The 21,429-nt window shown below is 67.4% G+C and carries 19 protein-coding genes; 13 read left to right on the plus strand and 6 right to left on the minus strand.

Annotated elements, in window-relative coordinates:
• The first annotated feature begins 96 nt into the window (after positions 1-96).
• The 7 genes from CXY80_RS19415 to CXY80_RS06430 all read left to right on the plus strand — a co-directional run bounded on the left by CXY80_RS19415 (position 97) and on the right by CXY80_RS06430 (position 9,140).
• Complete coding sequence (locus CXY80_RS19415; RefSeq protein ID WP_158251588.1) at positions 97-237, plus strand: hypothetical protein; 141 nt, start codon at positions 97-99, stop codon at positions 235-237.
• Positions 238-283: 46 nt separating this feature from the next.
• Positions 284-1,249, plus strand: coding sequence for a UDP-glucose 4-epimerase GalE (gene galE, locus CXY80_RS06405; RefSeq protein WP_104132007.1), 966 nt, complete (start codon positions 284-286; stop codon positions 1,247-1,249).
• 203 nt (positions 1,250-1,452) lie between these two features.
• The gene (locus CXY80_RS06410) at positions 1,453-1,770 is read left to right on the plus strand and encodes a WhiB family transcriptional regulator (RefSeq protein WP_104132008.1); all 318 of its coding nucleotides are present in this window, start codon (positions 1,453-1,455) and stop codon (positions 1,768-1,770) included.
• Between the two features lie 225 nt (positions 1,771-1,995).
• Entirely contained in the window at positions 1,996-5,001 is a 3,006-nt protein-coding gene (locus CXY80_RS06415) for a glycosyltransferase family 2 protein (protein ID WP_104132009.1), read from the plus strand.
• Positions 4,991-6,454: a DUF5719 family protein gene (locus tag CXY80_RS06420; protein WP_104132010.1), complete on the plus strand. Its 1,464-nt coding sequence runs from the start codon at positions 4,991-4,993 to the stop codon at positions 6,452-6,454. Before CXY80_RS06415 ends, CXY80_RS06420 begins: the two co-directional genes overlap by 11 nt.
• A 261-nt stretch (positions 6,455-6,715) precedes the next feature.
• On the plus strand, positions 6,716-7,792 hold the full coding sequence (locus CXY80_RS20050) for an MTAP family purine nucleoside phosphorylase (protein ID WP_233195076.1): 1,077 nt from the start codon (positions 6,716-6,718) through the stop codon (positions 7,790-7,792).
• Between the two features lie 88 nt (positions 7,793-7,880).
• A complete protein-coding gene (locus CXY80_RS06430) occupies positions 7,881-9,140 on the plus strand; it encodes an NAD(P)-dependent oxidoreductase (RefSeq protein WP_104132011.1) in 1,260 nt (419 codons plus the stop codon).
• A 110-nt stretch (positions 9,141-9,250) separates the two neighbouring features.
• Here the strand turns inward: CXY80_RS06430 and CXY80_RS06435 are convergent, their stop codons facing one another.
• Both CXY80_RS06435 and CXY80_RS06440 read right to left on the minus strand, forming a co-directional pair.
• On the minus strand, positions 9,251-10,399 hold the full coding sequence (locus tag CXY80_RS06435; protein ID WP_092452648.1) for a sensor histidine kinase KdpD: 1,149 nt from the start codon (positions 10,397-10,399) through the stop codon (positions 9,251-9,253).
• The gene (locus tag CXY80_RS06440) at positions 10,396-11,229 is read right to left on the minus strand and encodes a response regulator transcription factor (protein WP_198415614.1); all 834 of its coding nucleotides are present in this window, start codon (positions 11,227-11,229) and stop codon (positions 10,396-10,398) included. The genes CXY80_RS06435 and CXY80_RS06440 overlap by 4 nt, the downstream gene beginning before the upstream one ends.
• Before the next feature lie 264 nt (positions 11,230-11,493).
• Here CXY80_RS06440 and CXY80_RS06445 point away from each other — a divergent pair, with 264 nt between their 5' ends.
• From CXY80_RS06445 to CXY80_RS06455, 3 genes are read left to right on the plus strand one after another with little or no spacing between them, the layout of a single operon-like run.
• Complete coding sequence (locus CXY80_RS06445) at positions 11,494-12,252, plus strand: glycosyltransferase family 2 protein (protein ID WP_104132012.1); 759 nt, start codon at positions 11,494-11,496, stop codon at positions 12,250-12,252.
• Positions 12,249-13,049, plus strand: coding sequence for a DUF2064 domain-containing protein (locus CXY80_RS06450; protein WP_104132013.1), 801 nt, complete (start codon positions 12,249-12,251; stop codon positions 13,047-13,049). Before CXY80_RS06445 ends, CXY80_RS06450 begins: the two co-directional genes overlap by 4 nt.
• Positions 13,046-13,885: a bifunctional 2-polyprenyl-6-hydroxyphenol methylase/3-demethylubiquinol 3-O-methyltransferase UbiG gene (locus tag CXY80_RS06455; RefSeq protein WP_233195078.1), complete on the plus strand. Its 840-nt coding sequence runs from the start codon at positions 13,046-13,048 to the stop codon at positions 13,883-13,885. The genes CXY80_RS06450 and CXY80_RS06455 overlap by 4 nt, the downstream gene beginning before the upstream one ends.
• A gap of 117 nt (positions 13,886-14,002) precedes the next feature.
• Here CXY80_RS06455 and CXY80_RS06460 read toward each other — a convergent pair whose 3' ends face one another.
• Together CXY80_RS06460 and CXY80_RS06465 are read right to left on the minus strand one after the other, a co-directional pair.
• On the minus strand, positions 14,003-14,539 hold the full coding sequence (locus CXY80_RS06460) for a hypothetical protein (RefSeq protein ID WP_134479010.1): 537 nt from the start codon (positions 14,537-14,539) through the stop codon (positions 14,003-14,005).
• A gap of 89 nt (positions 14,540-14,628) precedes the next feature.
• On the minus strand, positions 14,629-15,906 hold the full coding sequence (locus tag CXY80_RS06465) for a molybdopterin-dependent oxidoreductase (RefSeq protein WP_092452661.1): 1,278 nt from the start codon (positions 15,904-15,906) through the stop codon (positions 14,629-14,631).
• A 110-nt stretch (positions 15,907-16,016) separates the two neighbouring features.
• Between CXY80_RS06465 and CXY80_RS06470 the strand changes: the two genes are divergently transcribed.
• Entirely contained in the window at positions 16,017-17,399 is a 1,383-nt protein-coding gene (locus CXY80_RS06470; protein WP_104132014.1) for a glycosyltransferase family 87 protein, read from the plus strand.
• Positions 17,400-17,654: 255 nt separating this feature from the next.
• Here the strand turns inward: CXY80_RS06470 and CXY80_RS06475 are convergent, their stop codons facing one another.
• Positions 17,655-18,341 (minus strand): hypothetical protein, encoded by a 687-nt coding sequence (locus CXY80_RS06475; protein WP_104132015.1) that lies wholly within the window; start codon positions 18,339-18,341, stop codon positions 17,655-17,657.
• A 358-nt stretch (positions 18,342-18,699) separates the two neighbouring features.
• Positions 18,700-19,146 (minus strand): metallopeptidase family protein, encoded by a 447-nt coding sequence (locus tag CXY80_RS06480; RefSeq protein ID WP_092452669.1) that lies wholly within the window; start codon positions 19,144-19,146, stop codon positions 18,700-18,702.
• Between the two features lie 40 nt (positions 19,147-19,186).
• Here CXY80_RS06480 and CXY80_RS06485 point away from each other — a divergent pair, with 40 nt between their 5' ends.
• Both CXY80_RS06485 and ahcY read left to right on the plus strand, forming a co-directional pair.
• Entirely contained in the window at positions 19,187-19,411 is a 225-nt protein-coding gene (locus CXY80_RS06485; RefSeq protein WP_092452672.1) for a DUF3499 family protein, read from the plus strand.
• 299 nt (positions 19,412-19,710) lie between these two features.
• Positions 19,711-21,198, plus strand: a complete 1,488-nt coding sequence (ahcY, locus tag CXY80_RS06490; protein ID WP_104132016.1) for an adenosylhomocysteinase — start codon at positions 19,711-19,713, stop codon at positions 21,196-21,198.
• The last annotated feature ends 231 nt before the right edge of the window (positions 21,199-21,429 follow it).

A 21,429-nucleotide genomic window follows, 5' to 3' on the forward strand; every position in this document is an offset into this window, starting at 1 on the left:
CATCCGTTCTGCTGAGGTTGGATATGGCAGAAATGTGTCGAACAACGTCAACTGTGCCACTCGCGGCAGAAAAGCACAATACATAGAGTTTCTGCCATGTTCATTCTTATTTTTCTCCTCATAGTCCTCGCGATCGCCGGTGTTGTGGCCACGATTCGCTCTTCCGGGCGCGACGGTTACGGTCGCCAAAGCGTTCGAGCAACCGACGACGATGACGCACTGATTCGCTGGCGCTAGCCTGAAGCGGTGGCACATCGGTGTCACCGCGAACGAGCGGGGCAGTATGGCGTGGTTGGTAACCGGCGGAGCGGGCTATATCGGATCCCATGTGGTGCGCGCTTTCCAGGCTGAAGGGCTCGACGTGGTTGTGCTCGACGACCTCTCGAGCGGCCACGAATCTTTCGTGCCGGTCACAGTGCCCTTCGTGCGGGGCAGCGTGCTCGACGGCGATCTGCTCGTGCACACCTTTCGCGAGCACGACGTGCACGGCGTCGTCCACGTCGCTGGATTCAAGTACGCCGGCGTCTCGGTGCAACGCCCCCTGCACACCTACGAACAGAACGTCGCCGCGACGGCCACGCTGCTCGCCGCCATGGAGGGGGCGGCGATCGACCGCATCGTGTTCTCCTCGAGCGCTGCGGTCTACGGCACGCCGCACACCGACCTCGTCACCGAAAGCACCGCGAAAAGCCCGGAATCGCCCTACGGCGAATCCAAACTCATTGGCGAGTGGCTCCTGCGCGACCAGGGCGTAGCGACCGGCCTGCGGCACACATCGCTGCGCTACTTCAATGTCGTCGGCTCGGGCGACCTCAGCCTGAGCGACACCAGCCCGCACAACCTCTTTCCGCTCGTCTTTGCGGCGCTGCTAGAGGGTCGCACCCCGCGCATCAACGGCGACGACTATGCCACGCCGGACGGCACTTGCGTGCGCGACTACATTCACGTCGCCGACCTCGCTCTCTCGCACGTCGCCGCGGCACGCCGGCTCGACGCTAACGAGGCGATCGAGCCGGTCTACAACCTCGGCAGCGGCGACGGCGTCTCGGTCGGCGAGATCATGGCGACCGTGCGTCGGGTCACCGGCATCGACTTCGTTCCGGAGCTCGGACCGCGACGCGTGGGCGACCCCGATCGTATCGTCGCGTCTGGCGCGCTCGCGGCCCGCGACCTGCGCTGGAGCATGCGCCATACCCTCGAGCAGATGGTGCAGAGCGCCTGGGACTCGTCACGCGCGGCCGTTCATTGAGGGTCGACACGCCGCTGAGGGCGCATATCGTGCTCTGTTCGCAACGTTCAGACGCCCCCAAATGGCCGAATTTGTCGCCATGGGCGCGTCGCAACTCTCTAGCCCATATTGAGGGTTTACGATTTGCGACTTGACGATATCGAATTACACGGGTGTAATTAGGTGCGGCACTGATTGGTGCGGATCGAGCGCTGGGAGACGATATGGCATTACCTGACTATCGTTCCGGAGTACCAGAGGACTGGTTCGTTGACCCCGTCACCCTCGGTGTTCCGGGAGTACGACAAGACCACGGCGACGAGAACCTATTGGCCTGGCAGGCCGACTCCCTCTGCGCGCAGACCGACCCTGAGGCATTCTTCCCCGAAAAGGGCGGCTCCACCCGCGACGCGAAGAAGATTTGCTCCGGTTGCGAGGTGCGCAGCGAATGCCTCGAATACGCGCTCAGCAATGACGAGCGGTTCGGAATCTGGGGTGGGCTGTCCGAGCGCGAACGGCGCAAACTGCGCAAGCGCGCCTAACCCGTTCCGCGCAGTTTTTAAGCGGATGCTGTCGGCTGGCTCGGTCCGGGCGCAGCTTTCTCGGCCCTGACGCGGTCGGAAGCGAGCCAGGTTGCGGCCGCGCTACGCCTGGGCGAAGGGGAAGCGGATGCTGACGCATCCGCTTCGCTATTGCCCTGCCAATATTTGAGGCGCGCCCTCTCGGTTGAGGGGCAGCGACCGATCCCGACCTAGGCTGGTGCTGTTATGCAACCGAGAGTCACCGCCATCCTTGTCGCCCGAAACGGTGCGAAACACCTTGAGCGAACTCTCAAGGCGTTGTCGTTGCAGACCCGCAAACCCGACATTGTGATCACGGTGGACTGCGGATCGAGCGATGCGACAGCCAAGATGCTGGCCGATTTCGGGCCGACCCAGTTCATTGCCGCCGATGCCGACCTGAACTTCGGGCAGGCGATTACCGCCGCCGTGCGCGTGACCACGCCGCCCACGCACGACCGGGAGCTGCTCTGGCTGCTCGCCCAGGACAGCGCCCCAGACCCGACCGCCCTCGAAGTCCTGGTCGACGCGCTCGAGATTGCGCCGTCCGTTGCGGTGGCCGGGCCCAAGGTGATGGAGTGGATCGCCGGCGAATACATCCACAACTTCGGCGAGTCGATGACGCCGTTTGGCGCGACCGTCACCCTGGTGGAGAGCGAACTGGACCAGGGCCAGCACGACGGATTGAGCGATGTGCTCGCCGTCAGCGCCGGCGGCATGCTCGTGCGCCACCAAGTGTGGGAACAGCTGGGTGGTTTCGACCCGGCGCTGCCCACCGTCGACGATTCCCTTGACTTCTGTGTGCGGGTGCGCCTCGCCGGGTATCGCGTTTCGGTGGTGCCGGCCGCACGGGTGGCTTCGGCCGGCGACGGCGTGGCCGGCCCGAACCAGTCCTCCCGCGGGCGGCTGCGCCGCCGCCGGGTGCGAGCCGAACGCTCGGCGCAGCTGCATCGCCGCCTGGTCTATGCGCCGGCCGGAGTGCTCGCCCTGCACTGGCTGACCCTGCTGCCGCTCGCCTTCATCCGCTCGATCGGCCAGCTGCTGCGCAAGGAGCCCGGAGCGATCGTGGGCGAATTCTCGGCCGCATTCGGCGCTGCCTTCAACGGCCTGCGCGTCAGCAGCGCCCGTCGCATGTTTACGAAAACCCGCACCCTCGGCTGGGATGCCATCTCCACCCTGCGCGTTCCGTCGGCCGAAGTTCGCCGGCGGCAGTCACTCAAGCGCGAGGCAAGCCTGTTCGGCCTGCACGGTGAACGCTCCGAGATTCGGTTCTTCTCCGGCGGCGGAGCCTGGACCATGCTCGCCGCCGCGGTGGTCGGCATCGTGATGATGGTGCCGCTGCTTGGCGCCGACACCCTCATCGGTGGTGGGCTGCTGCCGCTGTCGCCCAGCCTGCCCGAACTGTGGGCAAGCGTCGGCTACGGCTGGCGGGACCTCGGACTCGGCTTCGTCGGCGCCGCAGACCCGTTTGCCGCTGTGTTGGCCGTGCTCGGCTCCATCGCGTTCTGGTCGCCGTCCTTTGCCTTCGTGCTGGTCTACGCGCTCGCCTTTCCGCTCGCTGCGGTCGGCGCCTGGATGGCGGCGACCCGCCTGACCGACCGGGGCAGCCTGCGCGCCCTGGCCGCCGCCCTGTGGGTGCTGGCGCCGAGTTTTCTGGCCGCCCTGGCAGACGGCCGCCCGGCCGCCATCCTCGTGCACCTGCTGCTGCCGTGGCTGTTTTTCACCTGGTTCGCGGCCGCGCGCACCTGGTCGTCCTCCGCCTCGGCTGCACTGTTGTTCGCGGCGGTCGTGGCCTGTGCGCCCTCCCTCGCCCCGGCGCTGCTCGTGGCCTGGCTGCTCAGCGTGGCCATTGCTGGTCGCCGGGTAATGCGTTTCATCGGCATTCCGCTTCCGGCGCTCGCCCTCGCGCTTCCACTTATTGCCGACCAGGGCCTGCGCGGCACCTGGCTGAACCTCGTCGCCGACCCCGGCCTGCCGGTACCGAGCGATCACGCACCGACCCTGCAACTGCTGCTCGGGCTGCCCGGCGGCAGCGGTTGGGCCGGTGTCCTCGATCGGTTCGGGGTGCCTGGTCTCGACCCGCAGCTGTTCGTTCCCATCCTGCTCACGCCCATCGCCGTGCTCGCACTGCTGGCGCTGTTACTGCCGGGCGCCCGGCTCGCGGGCGGCGCCTGGCTGGTCGCCCTGCTCGGATTCGGCACCGCCCTCGCCGCCAACCAGCTCGTTCTTGCCGCCATCGGTGCCGAACCGGTGCGGGTGTGGTCGGGCGCCGGGCTCAGCCTGTACTGGCTCGGCCTGGTCGGCGCCCTCCTGATCGGCCTGCGCGCCCTGCGCCGATTTGCGCCGGCGCCCGGGGTCGTCGCCGCGCTGGCCTTGGCCGTCGTAGTGCTGCCGCTTCTGGGCTCCCTGCACCTCGGTACCGCCGCCGTGCGCGAGGGAACCGGGCGAACCCAGCCGGCCTTCGTCGCCGCCGAAGCGCAGATCGATGACCGGGTCGGCACCCTGCACCTCGTTCCGCAGGCCGACGGAGGCCTGCTCGCCACGATCGAGCGCGGTGTCGGCGCCACGCTGAACCAGCAATCCACCCGCGGCAGCACCGACCAAACGCTCAGCGCCCGCGAGAAAGCGCTGGCGGAGCTCGCCGGTAACCTGGCCTCACGCAGCGGGCTGGACACCAGCGCGGATCTGGCCGAATTCGGCATCCGCTTTATCGTGTTGCAGCCGGCGGGCGCTGATGTTCTTGCCGGTGACACCCAGCTGCGCACCGAAACCGCCCTGGACGGCGATGCCGCACTGGCCCCGGTGGGCGACACCGAATTCGGCCGACTGTGGCAGTTCGGCGAAACGGATGCTGCCGGTGGCGTTCCAGCGCCGGCTCGCGCCGGCGGCGTCTTCGGCCTGGTCACCCTGCTGATTGCCGTTGCCGTGGTGGGCAGCGCCGTTCTGCTGTCGCTGCCGATCGGCGCCGGCCGTGAAGCCGTGCGCCAAGCCAACCGTGATGCGATTCGCCGTGCGGCCAGGGCCAACGCCAAGCCGAAACCGAAACGAACCCGCCGGGGCAAGAGCATGGTCGTTTCCGACCTGGACGCCGATCGGGAACCGCCGCTCGGTACCGATCTAGAGGCCGACCTGGCCATGGACCAAGAAACCGGCGTCGGTACCGGGCTGGAATCGTCCACGGAAGACACTGTGGAGGACGATCATGCCCGCTAGAAGCACTCTCGTCCGCATTGGTGGTCGGGCCGGTCGCGGCGTGCTCGGTCTGGTCGGCATCGCCGTCGTTGTCGCTGTCGGCGCGGCCTCGACCCTCGTAACGCTGCCGACCGTTGAGAACGAACCCCGCTCGAGCGAGATCGTGCCGCTGCCGAGCGAGCAGCAACGGGTCTGCCCTGGACCGCTGCTCACCCTCGCCGAGGATTCGACGCAGGCCCAGTCGGCGTCGAGCGTCGGGTTCGCTGCAGCCGTGTATGGCGCTATCGACGCTGCCGGGAGCGACTTTGACCAGATTCGCCCGGACGTCACCGAGATCAGTGCGGTCGACGACTCCAGCAGCCGGCAGCCGCCGCTGTTGCTGACCGTTCCCGTGCAGGATGGCGCCACCGTGCCGCCGCTCGTCGCCGGCAGCCAGTCGCAGGTCGTCGGCACCGACACCCTGGGCGGGCTCGCCGTCGCGTCCTGCACCGAAGCGGCCAGCGAGAGCTGGCTCGTTGGGGGATCCACCGATATCGGCGGCAGTAGCCTGCTGCTGCTCAGCAACCCGTCGACCGTGCTCGCGACCGTCGACGTCACCGTCTACGGTGAGAGCGGAATCGTCGACGCGCCCGGCGCCTCCGGCATTCTGGTGCAGCCCGGCGAGCAGCGTGTCATTTCGCTGGCCGGCCTCGCCCCGAACCTGAAATCCCCGGTCGTGCGCGTGTCGTCGCGTGGTGGGCAGGTGGCGGGAGCATTGGAGCAGAGCAGCATCCGGGGGATTGAACCCGGCGGAGTCGAGATCATTGGCGCCACCGCCACGCCGGCACTCAACCAGACAATTGCCGGGGTGCGTGTCACGTCGGCGGTCGCCGCGGACACCGTCACCACCGGCGAAGGGTTCAACGCCGATACCCCGTCGATTCGGGTGTTCGTGCCCGGCACCGAGGCGGCGACCGTGCAGATCGGCGTCACGAGCGCCGACGGGGCTGCTGACGGCACCTCGACCCAGGTGGAGATCGAGCCCGGAGTTGCGACCGAAATTCCGCTGTCGCCGTTGACCGTGGGCAGTTTCTCGGTGAAATTGCGTTCCGACCAGCCGATCGTCGCGGCCGCCCGTACCTCCAGCGCGGGCGCTGACGGCCGGGACTTCGGTTGGTTCGCGGCCTCGGCGTCGCTCGAGGGTTCGTTCACGGTGGCCGTTGCCGAGGGGCCGTCGCCGACCCTGCACCTCGTCAACGGCGGGGGAGCGGATGCTGCGCTCACCCTCACGCCCGACCGCGGCTCTGCCGTCGACCTGCAGATCGATGCCGGGGCGAGCGCGACGGTTCCGCTGCGGAGCGGGGCTCGCTACCTGGTGAGCGGCGGGGAGTCGGTGTGGGCGCTCGTGGACTACTCCAGCGACGGCCTGCTGTCGTCATTCACCGTGAACCCGCCCGGACCGCTCGCGTCGTCGATCCGCGTCTACACGCACTAGCCGGTTGTCGTTCCGGGCGTTCCTCATTTGGGGCTTCGTGCGCGTTCGGGGCATTCTGTGCGGACGGGGCCATTCTTTGCGGACGGGGCCCGAGCCCGGAACACCTGGGGCCGCCGTCCGCGGCGCGGGCTCGTCGGCCATTTAGGACCGGGCCGGGTCAATCGGGGCGGGGGCATCCATTTTGGTACGGCGGGCTTTCGAGGGCACGCAGCTTTCAATGGCAGACTGAACACTCGACTCGTAACCCGCTGGGAGCCGCTAGTGACGATTGACCCTGTGCTTGACCCGACCGCGCGCGCGGACGTCGCCGTGATCGGCGGATCCGGCCTCTACGAACTCGTCGACCCCGCAACCGCGGTCACGCATCGGATTCCGACGCCGTACGGGTCGGCGTCGGTCACGATCGGCCTGCGCGCGGGTCGCCGCGTCGCTTTTCTGCCCCGGCACGGCAGCGGCCACAGCGTCGCGCCGCACCTGATCAATTACCAGGCCAATCTGTGGGCCCTCGCCTCGATCGGCGTGCGGGCGATCATCTCCTCCTCGGCGGTGGGCGGGGTCACGCCGGAATATCCACCGGGTCTGCTCGTCGTCACCGACCAGTTCATCGACCGCACGTCGGGCCGCCCCGACACGTTTTACGACCGGGAATCGGTGCAGCACCTTTCCGCCGCGGACCCGTTCGACCCTCAGCTGCGCGGGTACGCCCGGCGCGCGCTCGAGGACCTTGGCGAGAACTTCGCTGCCTCCGGCACGGTCGTGGTCATCCAGGGTCCACGGTTTTCCACCCGGGCGGAGTCGGTCTGGTTCCGTTCGATGGGCGCGCACATTGTCAATATGACCGCGTACCCCGAAATCGTGCTGGCCGGTGAGCTCAACATGGGCACGGTCAACCTCTCCTTCGTGACGGACGCCGACGCGGGACTCGCGCCGACGCCTTTTGCCGTCGAGGTTGGTCCCGTGGTCGATGCCTCCGGTTCCGCGGCTCCTGGCTTGCCTGTGCCCGGCGTGGCCGCTGCGGGCTTGGCCGTGTCCGGGTCACCGGCTTCAGCGTTGTCCGCGCCCGGGACTTCCGGCGGCCCCGTAACGTCTGGCCCGACCGCGACCAGCGAAACGGATGCCGTCACCGCATCGGTCGTGTTCCGTCGCCTCCGAGAGGCCCAGCCGCGCATCCTCGCGGCCATCGACGGGATCTTGCGCGCCTTGCCGACCGACTTCACCCCGCGCGAGCTCATCGACCCGGCCCAGGTCGACGCCGTTCTGGCGCGGGCAGTGAGTTTGGACCCCGCGCCCGATGCTTCCCCGCCCGTGCTGTCCGCCCCAGCCGGGGATCTCACGTGACGACCGGTCGGTCCGAGCCTCGTCGCAGGTTCCCCGGTGCGTCCTGGCCGACCAACCGACTAGCTCGTGCCTGTTACCGAGGCCTCGCATGAGCGGCGTCCGTCTGCTGATCACCGGCGGCGCCGGATTCATCGGTTCCGCGATCGTTGAGGCAGCCCTCGCCCGCGGCTACGAGGTGCGCGTGCTGGACTCACTGCGCGCCGACGTGCACGGCCCCGCGGCAGAGTCCACAACCGGTCCGGGCCCGGGTCCGGGCCCGGACCCAGAAAGTGGGCCCATGATAGAACATGGGCCCCGTTTCCGGGCCCGGGCCCGGAACCTCAGGCCGGCGGGACTGGACCCGCGGGTTGAGTTCGTGCACGGGGACGTGACCGACCCGGCCACCGCAGCCGGCGCCCTCGCCGACATCGACGTGGTCTGTCACCAGGCAGCCAAGGTCGGCCTCGGTGTGGACTTCGCCGACGCCCCCGACTATGTGCACAGCAACGAAATCGGGACGGCCGTGCTGCTGGCCGCGATGGCCGCGCGGGGCATCCGTCGCCTGGTGTTGGCGTCATCCATGGTCGTCTACGGCGAGGGCAGCTACCGGGGCCCGAACGGCTTCACCCGGCCCGGCCCCCGCTTGGCCAGCGACCTCGATGCCGGACGCTTCGATCCCCGTGACCCGGCCACCGGGGAGCCGCTCGAGCCCGTTCTGGTCAGCGAATCCGATCCGCTCGACCCGCGCAACGTCTACGCGAGCAGCAAACTCGGCCAGGAATATCTTGCGACCGCGTGGGCCCGCTCGACCGGCGGACGCGTCGCAGCCCTGCGCTACCACAACGTTTACGGGCCGGGCATGCCGCAGAACACGCCCTATGCCGGAGTCGCCTCACTGTTTCGCTCGGCACTCGAGCGTGGCGAGGCTCCCCGCGTGTACGAAGACGGCCGGCAGCGCCGCGACTTCGTGCACGTACGGGACGTCGCCGCGGCCAACATCGCCGCGCTTGACTTCACCGGGCTCGACTACAGGCCGCAGGCTGCCGGCCTTGGCCGAGCGCCCGCCGACTCTGCAGCTGCTGAAATCGCACCCACCAGCTCAATGAATTCCGATGCCGGAATATTTCGTCCGTTCAACGTCGGCAGCGGAATCGTTCACACCATCGGAGACATGGCGACCGCCCTTGCCGCGGCGGCGGGCGGCCCGGCACCCATCGTGACCGGGCAGTATCGGCTCGGCGACGTGCGGCACATCACGGCGTCCTCGGAGCGTTTGCGACGAGAACTCGGCTGGTCGGCGCAAATCTCCTTCGACGACGGAATGCGCGAGTTTGCGACCGCCCCGCTGCGCGCCGCCGTGCGCCCCTGATTGGTCGTTCCGGCGCATCCGTGAGGTGCCACCTTTTGGCCCTTGAGCAGGCCCCGCGGTGCCACCCCTGAGCGGGTGAATGGTCGCAATCGGCGCCGCATCAACACCGCTCAGCCAAGCGGATGCTGCGGCAGCAGCAAATCAAACCGACACCCATTCCCCACATTGGTCACCGTCACCAACCCGTGATGGGCCTCAGCGATCCCCTGAACAATAGCGAGTCCGAGCCCGGCGCCGCCGCTGCGACCGCCGGTTCCCCAGGCAGACACGGTCCGCGGCTCGCTCGCCCGCCACCCGGCCTCGAACACCCGGCCGAGGTCCTGTTCGGGGATACCGCCCGCCGCGTCAACGACCGAGATGATGGCCCGCCCGTCGACGTGCCGGGTTGCAGAGACCACGATCACACTGTCGGCCGGCGAATGTTGGATGGCATTCATCACCAGGTTGCCCACCGCGCGGGCCAGCTGGCGGGCATCCGCTTGCAGCATCAGACCGCGTTCACCCTCGAAGCGCAGGTCGAGCGATTTCGCGAGGGCAACCGGCGCCAGATCGGCCACCGTATCGCTCATCAGGTCATACAGGGAGACCCGTTCGAGCGACAGCTGCAGCGCTCCCGAATGGATTTTGGACAGCTCAAACAGGTCGTCGACCATTCCGCTGAGTCGGTCGACCTGCCCGCGTATCTGCACGTAGTACCGCTCGGGATCTGGCGCCATGCCGTCTTCCAGCGCCTCGGCCATGGCGCGGATTCCAGCCAGCGGGGTGCGCAAATCGTGCGAGATCCAGGCCACGATTTCGCGTCGGGACGCCTCAACGCGTTCTTCCCGCTCGCGGGATTCGGTCAGCCGATCGGCGGTTGCGGCGAGCTCCCCGGCCAGCGCTGCGAACTCCAGACTCGTGTGCCGATCCGGGGAGAGAACCGATTCGCCTCGACCGATGCTCGCCGCGGCGGCCCGAAAATACTTGTTGTCGCGTGCCAGTGAGCGTCCGAGCACCGACGCCATCACAAGCGACACGACACCCGCCACCGCAGCGACCGCGTAGAACACGATCAGATCGTGCGCCGACAGGTACATCAGCGAGGCGACCGCAGCTGTTCCACTGACCACCGATGCGACGGTGGCGAAGGCGACGACGACGATCTGGGCTACCAAAGACCCGCGAGACAGCAGCCGCAACGCGAGCAATCCGAGCGCGCCCACGACCAGCGCGCAGCCGAGTGCGATGCCGGCGACCGCGGCGAACACCGAGGCGGTCATGTCGTGCCGCCGGCATTCTTCGGGCCATCCGCGCTCTGTGCGCCCCGCGCAGTCCCAGCGTTCTCCGCCGACACCGTGCCATCCGCAGCCCCCGCGCCCAGCGGCACAGGGTCGAACCGGTAGCCGACACCCCAGACCGTGTTCAACACGAGCGGATGCGCCGGGTCGGCTTCGATCTTCTCCCGCAGCCGCCGCACATGCACGGTCACCGTAGACAGGTCACCGAATTCCCAGCCCCAGACCGAGCGGAGGAGTTCCTCGCGGGTGAGCACCTTGGAGGGGCGCCAGATCAGGTAGGCGAGCAAATCGAATTCCCGCGCGGTGAGCACGAGGGGGGTCCCGCGCAGGCGAATCTGGTGCGCGGCCAGGTTGAGCGTGAACTCGCCAGCCTCGAGAATCCCCTCCGGAATCGACTCCGACCGGCTACGCCGCAGCACCGACTGCACCCGCAACACAAGTTCCCGCGGCGAGAACGGTTTCACCAGATAGTCGTCGGCACCGGCCTCGAGTCCGGCGATGCGGTGCTCTTCCTCGCCGAGCGCGGTGAGCATGATCACCGGAAGGGCGCCCCAATTTTGCCGAATGCGCCGACACACTTCGATGCCGTCGAGCAGCGGAAGCATGCGATCGAGCACGACCAGGTCGGGCGGCACCGCCTCGGCTCGGCGCAGTCCGGCGAGCCCGTCGACGGCTTCGTCCACGACGAATCCGGCGGAGCGCAGGTATTGTCCGACCACCTCACACACCATCGGATCATCCTCGATGACGAGCACGCGGCGCCCGGCCAGGGCATCGGCTTGCGGCGGCGCGAAATATTGGGAGGGGGACACCCCCTCAGACTAGGCGCGCGGTCGCGTCACCGCGCGGTACCGCGCGGCCGATCTGTACGCCTGGTCAACGGATGCCCCGCCCCATGCCGCCACTAACCGTTCGGGGACTGGGCCCGGAACGCGGGCCCAGTCTGCAAACTGGGCCCCGGTTCATAGGGTGGGCCCGGTCGATGGCTTGGCTTGCTGTGGAGCTGCTCGGTATCCTTCCCAGGTTCGTAACCACTTTCGCCCCGAACACTCAGACCCTGTGCATAGGGTCGAACCATGACGAGTATTCGGGTTGACGTGGTGCTGCCCTGCCTGAACGAGGCACAGGCGCTTCCGTGGATTCTCCAGCGGATGCCCGCCGGCTACCGGGCGATCGTGGTTGACAACGGATCCACGGACGGTTCGGCGGATATTGCCCGTGCCCTCGGCGCCGAGGTCGTGCACGAAACCCGTCGTGGATTCGGCGCCGCAGCCCACGCCGGGCTCCTCGCCGCGACCGCCCCGATCGTTGCGTTTTGCGACGCCGACGCCTCGATGGACCCGCGCGACTTGCCGCTCGTGGTCGACCCGGTCGCTCAAGACGACGCCGATCTCGTGCTCGGAAGACGCCGCCCAACCACCCGAAATGCGTGGCCGCCGCATGCCCGGTTAGCAAATACCTATCTTTCCTGGCGACTGCGCCGAATAACAGGTGTGAACATTCATGACCTCGGCCCCATGCGGGCCGCCCGCCGCGACCACCTCCTCGCCCTCGATTTGCGCGACCGCCGCAGCGGGTATTCGCTGGAGATGTTTCTCGGCGCTGCCGCGGCCGATTGGCGCATTCGTGAGGTCGACACCGGCTATGCGCCGCGGGTCGGCCGCAGCAAGGTGACCGGAACCGTGCGCGGCACCCTCACCGCCATCCACGACATGTCCGCTCTGCTTCGAGCCAGCAGCGCCGTCCGGAACGAGATTGACGACAGCCCACGCCGGAATGACAGCGACGCCAGTGGCAACGCTGCCCGCGCCAGCCGCATTGGGGACCGCTCATGACCGCCATCGTCGTCATCGCCAAGGAATGCCTGCCCGGCAAGGTGAAGACCCGTTTGCACCCGCCGCTGTCGCTCGGGCAGGCCGCTCTTCTCGCCGCATCGAGCCTCGCCGACACCCTAGCGGTCGCCGCCCAGCTACCCGTGACGCGCCACATTCTCGCCTTCGATGGTGTCACGCCTCCCCCAGAAGCATCCGGTTGGCAGATTCTGCCGCAGACCAGCGGCGGACTCGATGAACGCCTCGCCGCCATCTTCGACCACCTAGACGAGCCGACTCTGCTGCTCGGAATGGACACCCCGCAGGTCAGCGCCGAGCTGCTCGCACCAGTATTCCAAAACTGGAATGAAACGGATGCCTGGTTCGGCCCCGCCAACGACGGCGGGTTCTGGGCGCTCGCGCTGAAAGACCCGAGCGGCGCGCTGCTCCGAGGCATCCCGATGAGCCGCTCCGACACCGGCGCACACCAGCTGGAACGTCTCGATCAGGCCGGCCTCACCGTGCGCCTGCTGCCCGCGCTCACTGACATCGACACCATAACGGATGCCCAGACCGTCGCCTCGATCGCCCCCCACACGCGCTTCGCGCGTGCCTTCGCGGGGGTGCGGGCATCCGCTCAACCCGGTGATGCAAACCAGCCCGCGACCGAACGGCGCTCGCCGGATCGGACCCCCGCGGAGGGGCGAGCTGTCGACGCGGGTGCCCCCGACCTGCACCCGGTGGCCCCGTACCCGGCCGACCTGCACTCGGCGGCCACGCGCGCTGCCGACCTGCTCACGCTGACCGGAACACGCTCGTGACCCTCGTCTCCCCGCGCCTCTGGGACCAGCCGGCGAAATGGCCGGTCAGCGAGGGTCCGAATGCCGCTGACCGATTCACTTCGGAACTCGTCGGGGAATTGGCCGAGCATGGGGCCGCGAACCGTTCGGCTGCCGACCAGACGACGGCCGACCGTTTTCGGCGCCCGACTACCTTCGGTGCCGGCGGATCCGAACCCTACGCCCAGGCACTGCAAAGCGACGACAACGTGCTCTACCTGCACGGCCGCCGCCACGACGCCGATCCGGAAACGGCCGCCCGCGTTTCCACCATGCACGCCGGACGGTGGAGCGCCGGAGCCGATGCGATCGACCGTTCCCTGCTGGCGGGCGTCGCCGGACCGGTGCTCGATATCGGCTGCGGACCGGGCCGAATGATCCGGGCCGCGATGGACGAAGGCCTCGACGCACTCGGCGTCGACGTGTCACCGACCGCCGTGCGGATCGCCCTGGCCGCCGGACTTGCCGTGCTGCACCGCTCCGTCTTCGATCACCTTCCGCTCGAGGGAACCTGGGCAACGCTGCTGCTCGTCGACGGCAATATCGGCATTGGCGGCGACCCCGACGCGCTCCTCGAACGCTGCGCCGCGCTGCTCGCCCCCGACGGCATGCTCGTCGTCGAGGTTCACCGCGACCCCGAACACGACCTCGCCTATGTGGGCACCCTGCACGACGCCGCCGGACATATGAGCGACGCCTTCCCCTGGGCCGAACTCGGTGTCAGCGCCCTGCGCCGCCGGGCCGCACAAGCAGGCCTGACCCCGGTCGCCGAATGGTCCCGCGGCGGCCGCACCTTCGCCCGCCTGGCTCGCGCCTAGTCGTTTATCTTTCCGGGCCCGGGCCCGGGAATCGGGCCCATGCTGGATCATGGGCCCGGTTCCCTAAGGTGGGCCCGGACCAAGGTGCTTAGGAGTCTGACCGTGCACCGATGATCTTCAACGTCTGAGCGAGACGCGGATGACCCGCTGGCGCCGCTCCCGCAGCAGCGCCCACACCGACAACCCCGCCGTCAAAACCGCCAGCACGAGCCAGAAAATCCCCAGGTTGAGCCCGTAATCCAGCGGCAGCACGGTCGGATTCGCCGGAGCAAAATTCTTCGCCACCATCGTCGGCACCGCGATCAGCGACACAATAGATCCGACCACAATTGCGCCCTGCACGATCGCAATGACCGTGCCGGTCGTCCGCCGCCCGACTCGGCGCAGCGCAATCCCACACGCAAACACGATCGGCGCCAAAATCGCATCGTGCAGCACGATCGCCGCCGCAATCCAGAGCGCCACCCCGGGAATCCGGGTCAGCCGCACCGAATCGAACATCACAAACGCGCCCCAGGCCAGCAGCAGCACACCAGCACCCACCAGCACCAAACGGATGCTCCGCATCCGCCGGCTGGTCGACGCCGCGATCCCGGCCGGTGGCGGAAACAGGCCAGTCCCGGCGTTCTCGGTTGACGTGGTGGCCGAACCCATCGGGGCACCCCTGCCGGTCACCCCCACTCCGGTGTCGACACCGACGTCACCGCCGGCCGTCTCGCCGCGTGATCCGCGCGCATCCGCTCTCATGATTCGATCGCCTCGATTCGGCTCAGCCATTTGGTTTGCAACACCCCGGGCCGCCCCGGCGCGATCATGCGGGCCGGATACCCATGCTCGAGGTCGAGAGTCTCGCCGTTGAGCTCGAGAGCCACGAGCGTGAGCGAGTCGCGCACATATTCCTGGCCCATCTGGGTTTTGCTGAAGCTGCCGCGTTCTTCCAGGCTGATCAGACGAAACGAGGTCTCCGGGTCGGCTTTCATCAGGTCGGCGAGGTCGCGCAGCCGCACACCGCGCCACGTCGCCATCTGACTCCAACCCTCGACGCAGGCGATCGGCAGCCGAACCTCGGTCTGAGGCAGCGCGAGCAGTTCGGCCCGGGTGAAGGAGCGCTCGGTGCCGGCCACCGCGAGGGTAAGAGTCCACGATGAAGCGAGGGCGGCATCCGCCACCTGCGCCTGCTCGCTGGTGCGATTCACCGGAACCCCCTGCTGGCCGACGCCCTTCTTGCGCGGCGCGAACAGGTTGACCGCGTTCAGCGGCGTGAAGGTCTGGCCGGCGGTCAGGGCCACGACGGCCGTCGTGGCGACGCCGACGGTGGTGAGAAACCCGCGCCGGCTGACCCGCGAAGACGGACGCGGCGTCGCATCGATATAGTCGAGCAGTCGCCCGGTGAGGCCCCCCGGCCGAGTCGTGCCCCACAGTCGCACCGCCTCCGCATCAGCCGCCCGGTCGGCCGACACCGCGTCGACCAGATGATCGCCGTCGCCCGAGTCAGAACCCGAACCCGACGACTTACTCCAATACCGCGTAATCACCGGCAGCTTGACCGCAATGTGAATCACCAACAGCCCGATCAGCACCCAGCCGAGCGCAAAGTGCACCTGCCGAAACGGAAAGGGCCACGGATACCACTGAAACGTGTTGAGCAGTCCGATCGTGATCTGCACGAGCGAGGCCCCCACGAACAGGGCGATCGAGGCCCGTTCGAGAAAATGCACGAAACCGCGCACCGGGGGATAGGCGAACAGGTCGGGAAAAACGATGTACAACTTGGCCAGCAGCAGCGGAAAACAGGCGATGCCGGCGATGATGTGCGTGCCCTGGGTTACCTGATACAGAAATTCCGGCCGGGTCGCGAAGCGCATCCAGTCGAGCGGTTCCTGCAGAAAATGGCTGTACAGGCCGGTGCCGAAGCAGATCAGAAAGGCGGCACCGAGCAGCCGCCCGATCACGGTCGCCATGCGCGGATTGCGCACCGGTGACGCCAGCGCTCGCTGGGCCTCATACATCAATTGCCGCATACTTCTATTGCATCACCACAGCGCGTTGCAAACCGGAAAAATTCCTTACGATGTGCGGGTGAGTTGGGGAACGATCACGGGCAAACGAACACCGTACGAGAGACTGAACCGTGCGCATAACGATCATCGCGGTCCTGCTGGTGCTCAGCGCTGCCCTCACCGTATTCAGCGTGACAACCCTCGACCTGTTCCCGCCCGAGCGTGACGAAGTGCAATTGGTGTTGGTCACGGCTGCGCTCTGGTTTGTCTTCGGCCTCGCCTGCTGGCTGCTGCATAAAATCAACGGCAAAGCGGTGGTTGCCCTGATCCTGGCTGGCTCCGCCCTGATCGGCGGCGCGGCCATGGTCGGCCCGCCCAACACGAGTACCGATTCGGCCCGCTACGCCTGGGATGGCATCGTGCAAAACGCAGGAATCAGCCCCTACGCCTTCACCCCAGCGGATGCCCGCCTCGATTCCCTGAGACCAGGCTGGCTGTTCCCGACGCCCCAGAGCGAGGCGGGCGGGGAGGAGAAATGTGTCGGCGAACGCATCGCCACCGCACGCACGACCGACGGCGACCTGCTCTGCTCGTCCCTGAACCGCACGGCCCTACCCACGATCTACCCTCCGGCCAGCGAAATCTTCTTCGCCGGCGTGCGTTTCCTCACCGGACCCGAGCCGGCCTACTGGCCGTTGCAGCTCGCCGGGCTGCTGCTCAGCCTGGGCACCACGGTCATGCTGCTGGTCGGCACTCGCCGCCGAGGCCTCGACCAACGCAACGTCGCCCTCTGGGCCTGGTGTCCACTCGTAGCGACCGAGGCGATCACCAACTCCCACGTGGATATGCTCGGCGTCATCTTCGTCGTCGCGGCCGTATTTCTCGTGTCCACGAAGAAGGTCTGGCGTGGCGGCATCGCCCTCGGGATCGCGATCGGCACCAAGCTCATCCCGGTGCTCGCCGCGCCAGCGCTGCTCCGGCGCGGTGGCTGGCGAATGGTGACGGCATCCGTTCTGAGTTTTGCCCTGCTCTACGTTCCCTATGTGATCGCGACCGGCATCGGGGTCCTCGGTTACCTGCCCGGCTACCTGAGTGAAGAGGGGTATCAGGACGGGTCGCGGTTCGCGCTGGTGTCCCTGGTGGCGCCGGGGGCATCCGCTGTGATCGTCGCTGGCCTGATTCTGGCCATCGTCGCCGTGCTGGTGATTCTCAAGACCGACCAGAACCAGCCGTGGGTCGGCCAGCTCGTCATGATCGGCGCGACCCTGCTCGTACTCAGCCCTCGATACCCCTGGTATGCGCTGCTGCTGCTGCCGTTCGTGGCGCTCAGTGGCCGCTGGGAATGGCTGCTCGTGCCGATGGCGCTCACGCTGCGTCTGCTGGTGCCGAGCGTTCCGCTCACCCGAGCGTCGATCGCGATCGCGATCATCGTGATCGTGGCGGTTTCCCTGCGTCGCGCTGGTCCAGGCTCAGTCAAGCGGATGCTGCGCCCCCTGCGCGCCCGCCGGTCCTGACCTCGCCGCTTGGCAGCCCTGCCTGACCGCCCTGCTGTCTGACCGCCGTGCCTGACCGCCTTGGTGCGGCAGCCCGCCTCAACCCGCTCGCGGCACTCGTTAGAGTTCGTGGCATCCCTAGCACCGGGCGCCCGTTTCGCTAACGAGTGCCGCGAGGCGCACACGTGCCGCAAAGGCCCCCGGGCACGCAACAAACGGGGCCCGCCGTGTGGCGAGCCCCGTTTGTGCTGTACAGCCGAAAGCTGTGGAGAAGAACTACTTCGTGGCGGCGGTGATGGTTGCGATGCCAACGAGCATCTGGTCGGCGACGGCGTCGGTGCTGAAGGTGGAGTTCAGCAGGCCGGCGGCGACGGAAGAGATGTGAACCGTGGTGCCGGTGAGGATGGCGTTGTCGCCGTCCATCTTGAGCGGCTCAAGGGTTCCACCGTAGAGGTCGAACAGCAGGGCCTGGGTGGCAGCGGACTCGCCGTTGACCGAGACGTCACCGAAGAGCTCCGAGGTGCCCGGGTCGATGGTGAAGTTGGTCAGCTCGACGACGATGTCGCCGGCGGTCAGCGAGAAGCCGGATCCCTCGTGCTCAATGGAACCCTGAACGAAGGGGCGGTAATCTTCGGCCGGGTCGTAGTAGTCCACGTTTCCGCCGGTGATCGGGAAGTGCAGGCTGCCCTCTTCCAAGGTGGCCGTTCCCACGGTTCCGGCGGCCAGGCCGAGGCTCGTCAGAGCGGCGCCGAAGTCGGCGTCGAGCAGCACGGCGGTGTCCACGCCGGACAGGCTGGGGATCGAGGCGAGCGGCGTCGCGTCAGCGGAGGCCGAGTCGGACGAGCTGGAGCTCGAAGCGGGCGCCGGGGTCGTCGTGCCGGCGTCCGACGAGCAGCCGGCGAGACCGGCGATGAGAATTCCGGCGGAGGCGAAACCAATGGTGGCCTTGGTGAATGTGCGCATGGGATGAATCCTTTTCTGTCAATCGAGCAGGTGGTGTTGGGGTCTGCATGGTGTTCGGTTCCACCCTTGAAATGGTTTGGAATTGCCTCAATCCGTTACCGTTCTGTTACTTAATTCAGCAAACGTTCAGACAATGCTGGCGCGCCAAACACCCCTCAATCCCGCTCCTGGACAGGGATCGACGCTGATCAGCCGAGCGGATGCCGCCCTCGCTCGCGGTCCACGTTCTGACCACATGCGAGCTTTTCAAGCGCGCGCCGCGCCGACCTGCGCAGCGGTTTGGCATCAGCGGATGCCCGACTTGGGCGCAGCACGGCTTGCGCAGCCCAAGCGGTGACGGCCGAGAAGTGGCGGCGGCCTAGAAGTGGCGGAAGCGATCCGGTGCGAGATCCCACGGGTCTTTGCCGAGCAACTCGGCGACTCCGCGAAAGACGCAGGTCTCGATCATCATTCGCTGGTGCATCTCGTCGTTTTCGTGCAGGCGGGACAGTCGCTGAATTGGCAGCCGGTAGAACACCACCCGATTCGTCGCCGGCGTGACCATCCAGCGTTCCACGCCGATGCCCGGCTTCACCGAGCGCGGGCCGGAGGCCACCTCGAACACGGCGTGGCCGAGTTCTTCCGGCCAGACGCCGCGCAGGTATTCGATTGTGGAGGCGACCGTTATGTCGAACAGGTCGATTCGGGTGCGCAGCGGCGGCAGAAACGGACCGGTCGCCGAGCTGCGAATTCCGCGGCCGTGCCGGTCGCGCCCGCGACCGCGTACGGTCGGTTCGGGCGCTGCAGAACGTCGAGATCGGGCCATGCTGCCATCCTAGGCGGGTCGACGGGTACCCTGAGAGGCAATGACATTCCGTCCGTGTTCCCGCGTTGCCTGCCTCGAACCCTCGGTGGCCACGCTCACCTTTGACTATCGAGACTCGCTGGCCGTACTCGGCCCACTCGCCGGCCGCAAAGAACCGCACACCTTCGACCTCTGCGCACGGCACGCGGAGCGAACGACCGCTCCGCAGGGGTGGCAGCTGATGCGGCACCGCCTCGTCGCCGACGAGTCCGACCCCGTCGAGTAGCCAGCTCCGACTTGCCCCGGCCGCCTCGTCCCGCGGTCGAACCCCTGACCCGGCCCGCTGCCCTGCTCGTCTATTGGGTCGTTTCGGCCTCGCCGACTAGTGGCCGTTTCGGCCTCGCCGACTAGTGGCCGTTTCGGCCTCTTGGAATTACTTCGTTGACAAAACCTGGCCGTCTCGTCCCGCAGGCCGTCTGCCCACGGAAGTGGGCAGCATCCGTTCCGCCGCTGCTTAGCATTATCAGCGTGCGGTCGAACCGATTTTCGTCGGGGGCGTTCAGGCGGAAATGGCAAGATAGCACCATGACTGTCGCTTCGGCCACCGCGCCCCCCACGTTCACCTATAAGATCGCCGATTTGTCACTCGCCGAGGCTGGACGCCACCAGTTGCGCCTGGCCGAGAACGAGATGCCCGGGCTCATGGCCCTCCGCACCGAATTCGGCGAATCGAAGCCGCTCGCCGGAGCCCGCATCGCCGGATCCCTGCACATGACCGTGCAGACCGCCGTGCTGATCGAGACCCTCGTCGCGCTCGGCGCCCAGGTGCGCTGGGCCAGCTGCAACATTTTCTCGACGCAGGACGACGCCGCCGCCGCGATCGCGGTCGGCCCCACCGGCACAGTGGATGCCCCGGCCGGCGTTCCCGTGTTCGCTTGGAAGGGCGAAACCCTCGAGGACTACTGGTGGTGCACCGCGCAGATCTTCGACTGGAGCGCTGAAGCGCAAGCCGCCGGAACCAGCTGGACCGGCCCGAACATGATCCTCGACGACGGCGGTGACGCCACCATGCTCGTGCACAAGGGTCGCGAGTTCGAATTGGCTGGCGCCGTACCAGCGGATGCTGCCGGTGACAGCCACGAATACGGCGTCATTCTCGCCGCCCTCCGTCGCTCTCTGGCCGAGTCAACCGACCGCTGGACCCTGGTCGCGGCCGACCTCATGGGCGTCACCGAAGAGACCACCACCGGTGTGCACCGCCTCTACGAGCTCGCAGCGAGCAAGGAACTGCTCTTTCCGGCCATCAATGTGAACGACTCCGTCACCAAGAGCAAGTTCGACAACAAGTACGGCATTCGCCACTCGCTGCCCGACGGCCTCAACCGGGCAACGGATGTGCTGATCGGCGGCAAGGTCGTCTTCGTCGCCGGTTATGGTGACGTCGGCAAGGGCGCCGCCGAAGCGCTGCGCGGCCAGGGTGCCCGCGTCATCGTGAGCGAAATCGACCCGATTAACGCCCTGCAGGCGGCGATGGATGGATTCCAGGTCGCCCGCCTCGACTCCGTCGTCGAACAGGTCGACATCTTTGTCAGCGGCACCGGAAACTTCAACGTCATCGGTGTCGACCACATGCTGCGCATGAAGCACCTCGCCATCGTCGCGAACGTCGGTCACTTTGACAACGAGATCGACATGGCCTCGCTCGAGTCGCTGCCGGGCGCCGTCAAGGTTCAGATCAAGCCGCAGGTCGACGAATGGCGTCTGCCGAGCGGGCGCAGTGTGCTCGTCCTGTCCGAGGGACGCCTGATGAACCTCGGCAATGCCACCGGACACCCCTCGTTCGTGATGAGCAACTCGTTCACCAACCAGGTGCTCGCGCAAATCGAGCTGTATGTCTCACCGGAGAAGTACCCGGTGGGCGTGTATGTGCTGCCGAAGCTGCTCGACGAGAAGGTAGCGCGCCTGCACCTCGACGCCCTCGGGGTGGAGCTGACCGTGCTGACCCCCGAGCAGTCCGCCTACATCGGTGTTCCCGCCGAGGGCCCGTACAAAGTAGCCCACTACCGCTACTAGCCCCCGTCCGGACCGGGCCCATGTTCTATCGTGGGCCCGGCTCCATAAGGTGGGCCCGGTCGTTCGAGTCGGGGAGCGGTTTCGTGGTTCTCGCTGGTCGAGGAGTGGGCCCGTTTTGGCCCGCGTCTCGGCGCCGAGCCGGGCGACACGCCCGGGTGGGGGGCGTTTTGACGGGTGGGTGGTCTGGCCGTAATGTATCTATACGTACCCCAAAGGTGCGGAAAGCCGTAG

The organism is Cryobacterium sp. M91 (genome assembly GCF_002929615.1).
GTDB lineage: Bacteria > Actinomycetota > Actinomycetes > Actinomycetales > Microbacteriaceae > Cryobacterium > Cryobacterium levicorallinum.

Excerpts from the sequence above, each read along its gene's own strand:
- CXY80_RS19415 (WP_158251588.1), top strand. The coding sequence starts at position 97 with ATGTTCATTCTTATTTTTCTCCTCATAGTCCTCGCGATCGCCGGTGTT.
- galE (WP_104132007.1), top strand. The coding sequence starts at position 284 with ATGGCGTGGTTGGTAACCGGCGGAGCGGGCTATATCGGATCCCATGTG.
- CXY80_RS06410 (WP_104132008.1), top strand. The coding sequence starts at position 1,453 with ATGGCATTACCTGACTATCGTTCCGGAGTACCAGAGGACTGGTTCGTT.
- CXY80_RS06415 (WP_104132009.1), top strand. The coding sequence starts at position 1,996 with ATGCAACCGAGAGTCACCGCCATCCTTGTCGCCCGAAACGGTGCGAAA.
- CXY80_RS06420 (WP_104132010.1), top strand. The coding sequence starts at position 4,991 with ATGCCCGCTAGAAGCACTCTCGTCCGCATTGGTGGTCGGGCCGGTCGC.
- CXY80_RS06430 (WP_104132011.1), top strand. The coding sequence starts at position 7,881 with ATGAGCGGCGTCCGTCTGCTGATCACCGGCGGCGCCGGATTCATCGGT.
- CXY80_RS06435 (WP_092452648.1), bottom strand. The coding sequence starts at position 10,399 with ATGACCGCCTCGGTGTTCGCCGCGGTCGCCGGCATCGCACTCGGCTGC.
- CXY80_RS06445 (WP_104132012.1), top strand. The coding sequence starts at position 11,494 with ATGACGAGTATTCGGGTTGACGTGGTGCTGCCCTGCCTGAACGAGGCA.
- CXY80_RS06450 (WP_104132013.1), top strand. The coding sequence starts at position 12,249 with ATGACCGCCATCGTCGTCATCGCCAAGGAATGCCTGCCCGGCAAGGTG.
- CXY80_RS06460 (WP_134479010.1), bottom strand. The coding sequence starts at position 14,539 with ATGGGTTCGGCCACCACGTCAACCGAGAACGCCGGGACTGGCCTGTTT.
- CXY80_RS06465 (WP_092452661.1), bottom strand. The coding sequence starts at position 15,906 with ATGCGGCAATTGATGTATGAGGCCCAGCGAGCGCTGGCGTCACCGGTG.
- CXY80_RS06475 (WP_104132015.1), bottom strand. The coding sequence starts at position 18,341 with ATGCGCACATTCACCAAGGCCACCATTGGTTTCGCCTCCGCCGGAATT.
- CXY80_RS06480 (WP_092452669.1), bottom strand. The coding sequence starts at position 19,146 with ATGGCCCGATCTCGACGTTCTGCAGCGCCCGAACCGACCGTACGCGGT.
- CXY80_RS06485 (WP_092452672.1), top strand. The coding sequence starts at position 19,187 with ATGACATTCCGTCCGTGTTCCCGCGTTGCCTGCCTCGAACCCTCGGTG.
- ahcY (WP_104132016.1), top strand. The coding sequence starts at position 19,711 with ATGACTGTCGCTTCGGCCACCGCGCCCCCCACGTTCACCTATAAGATC.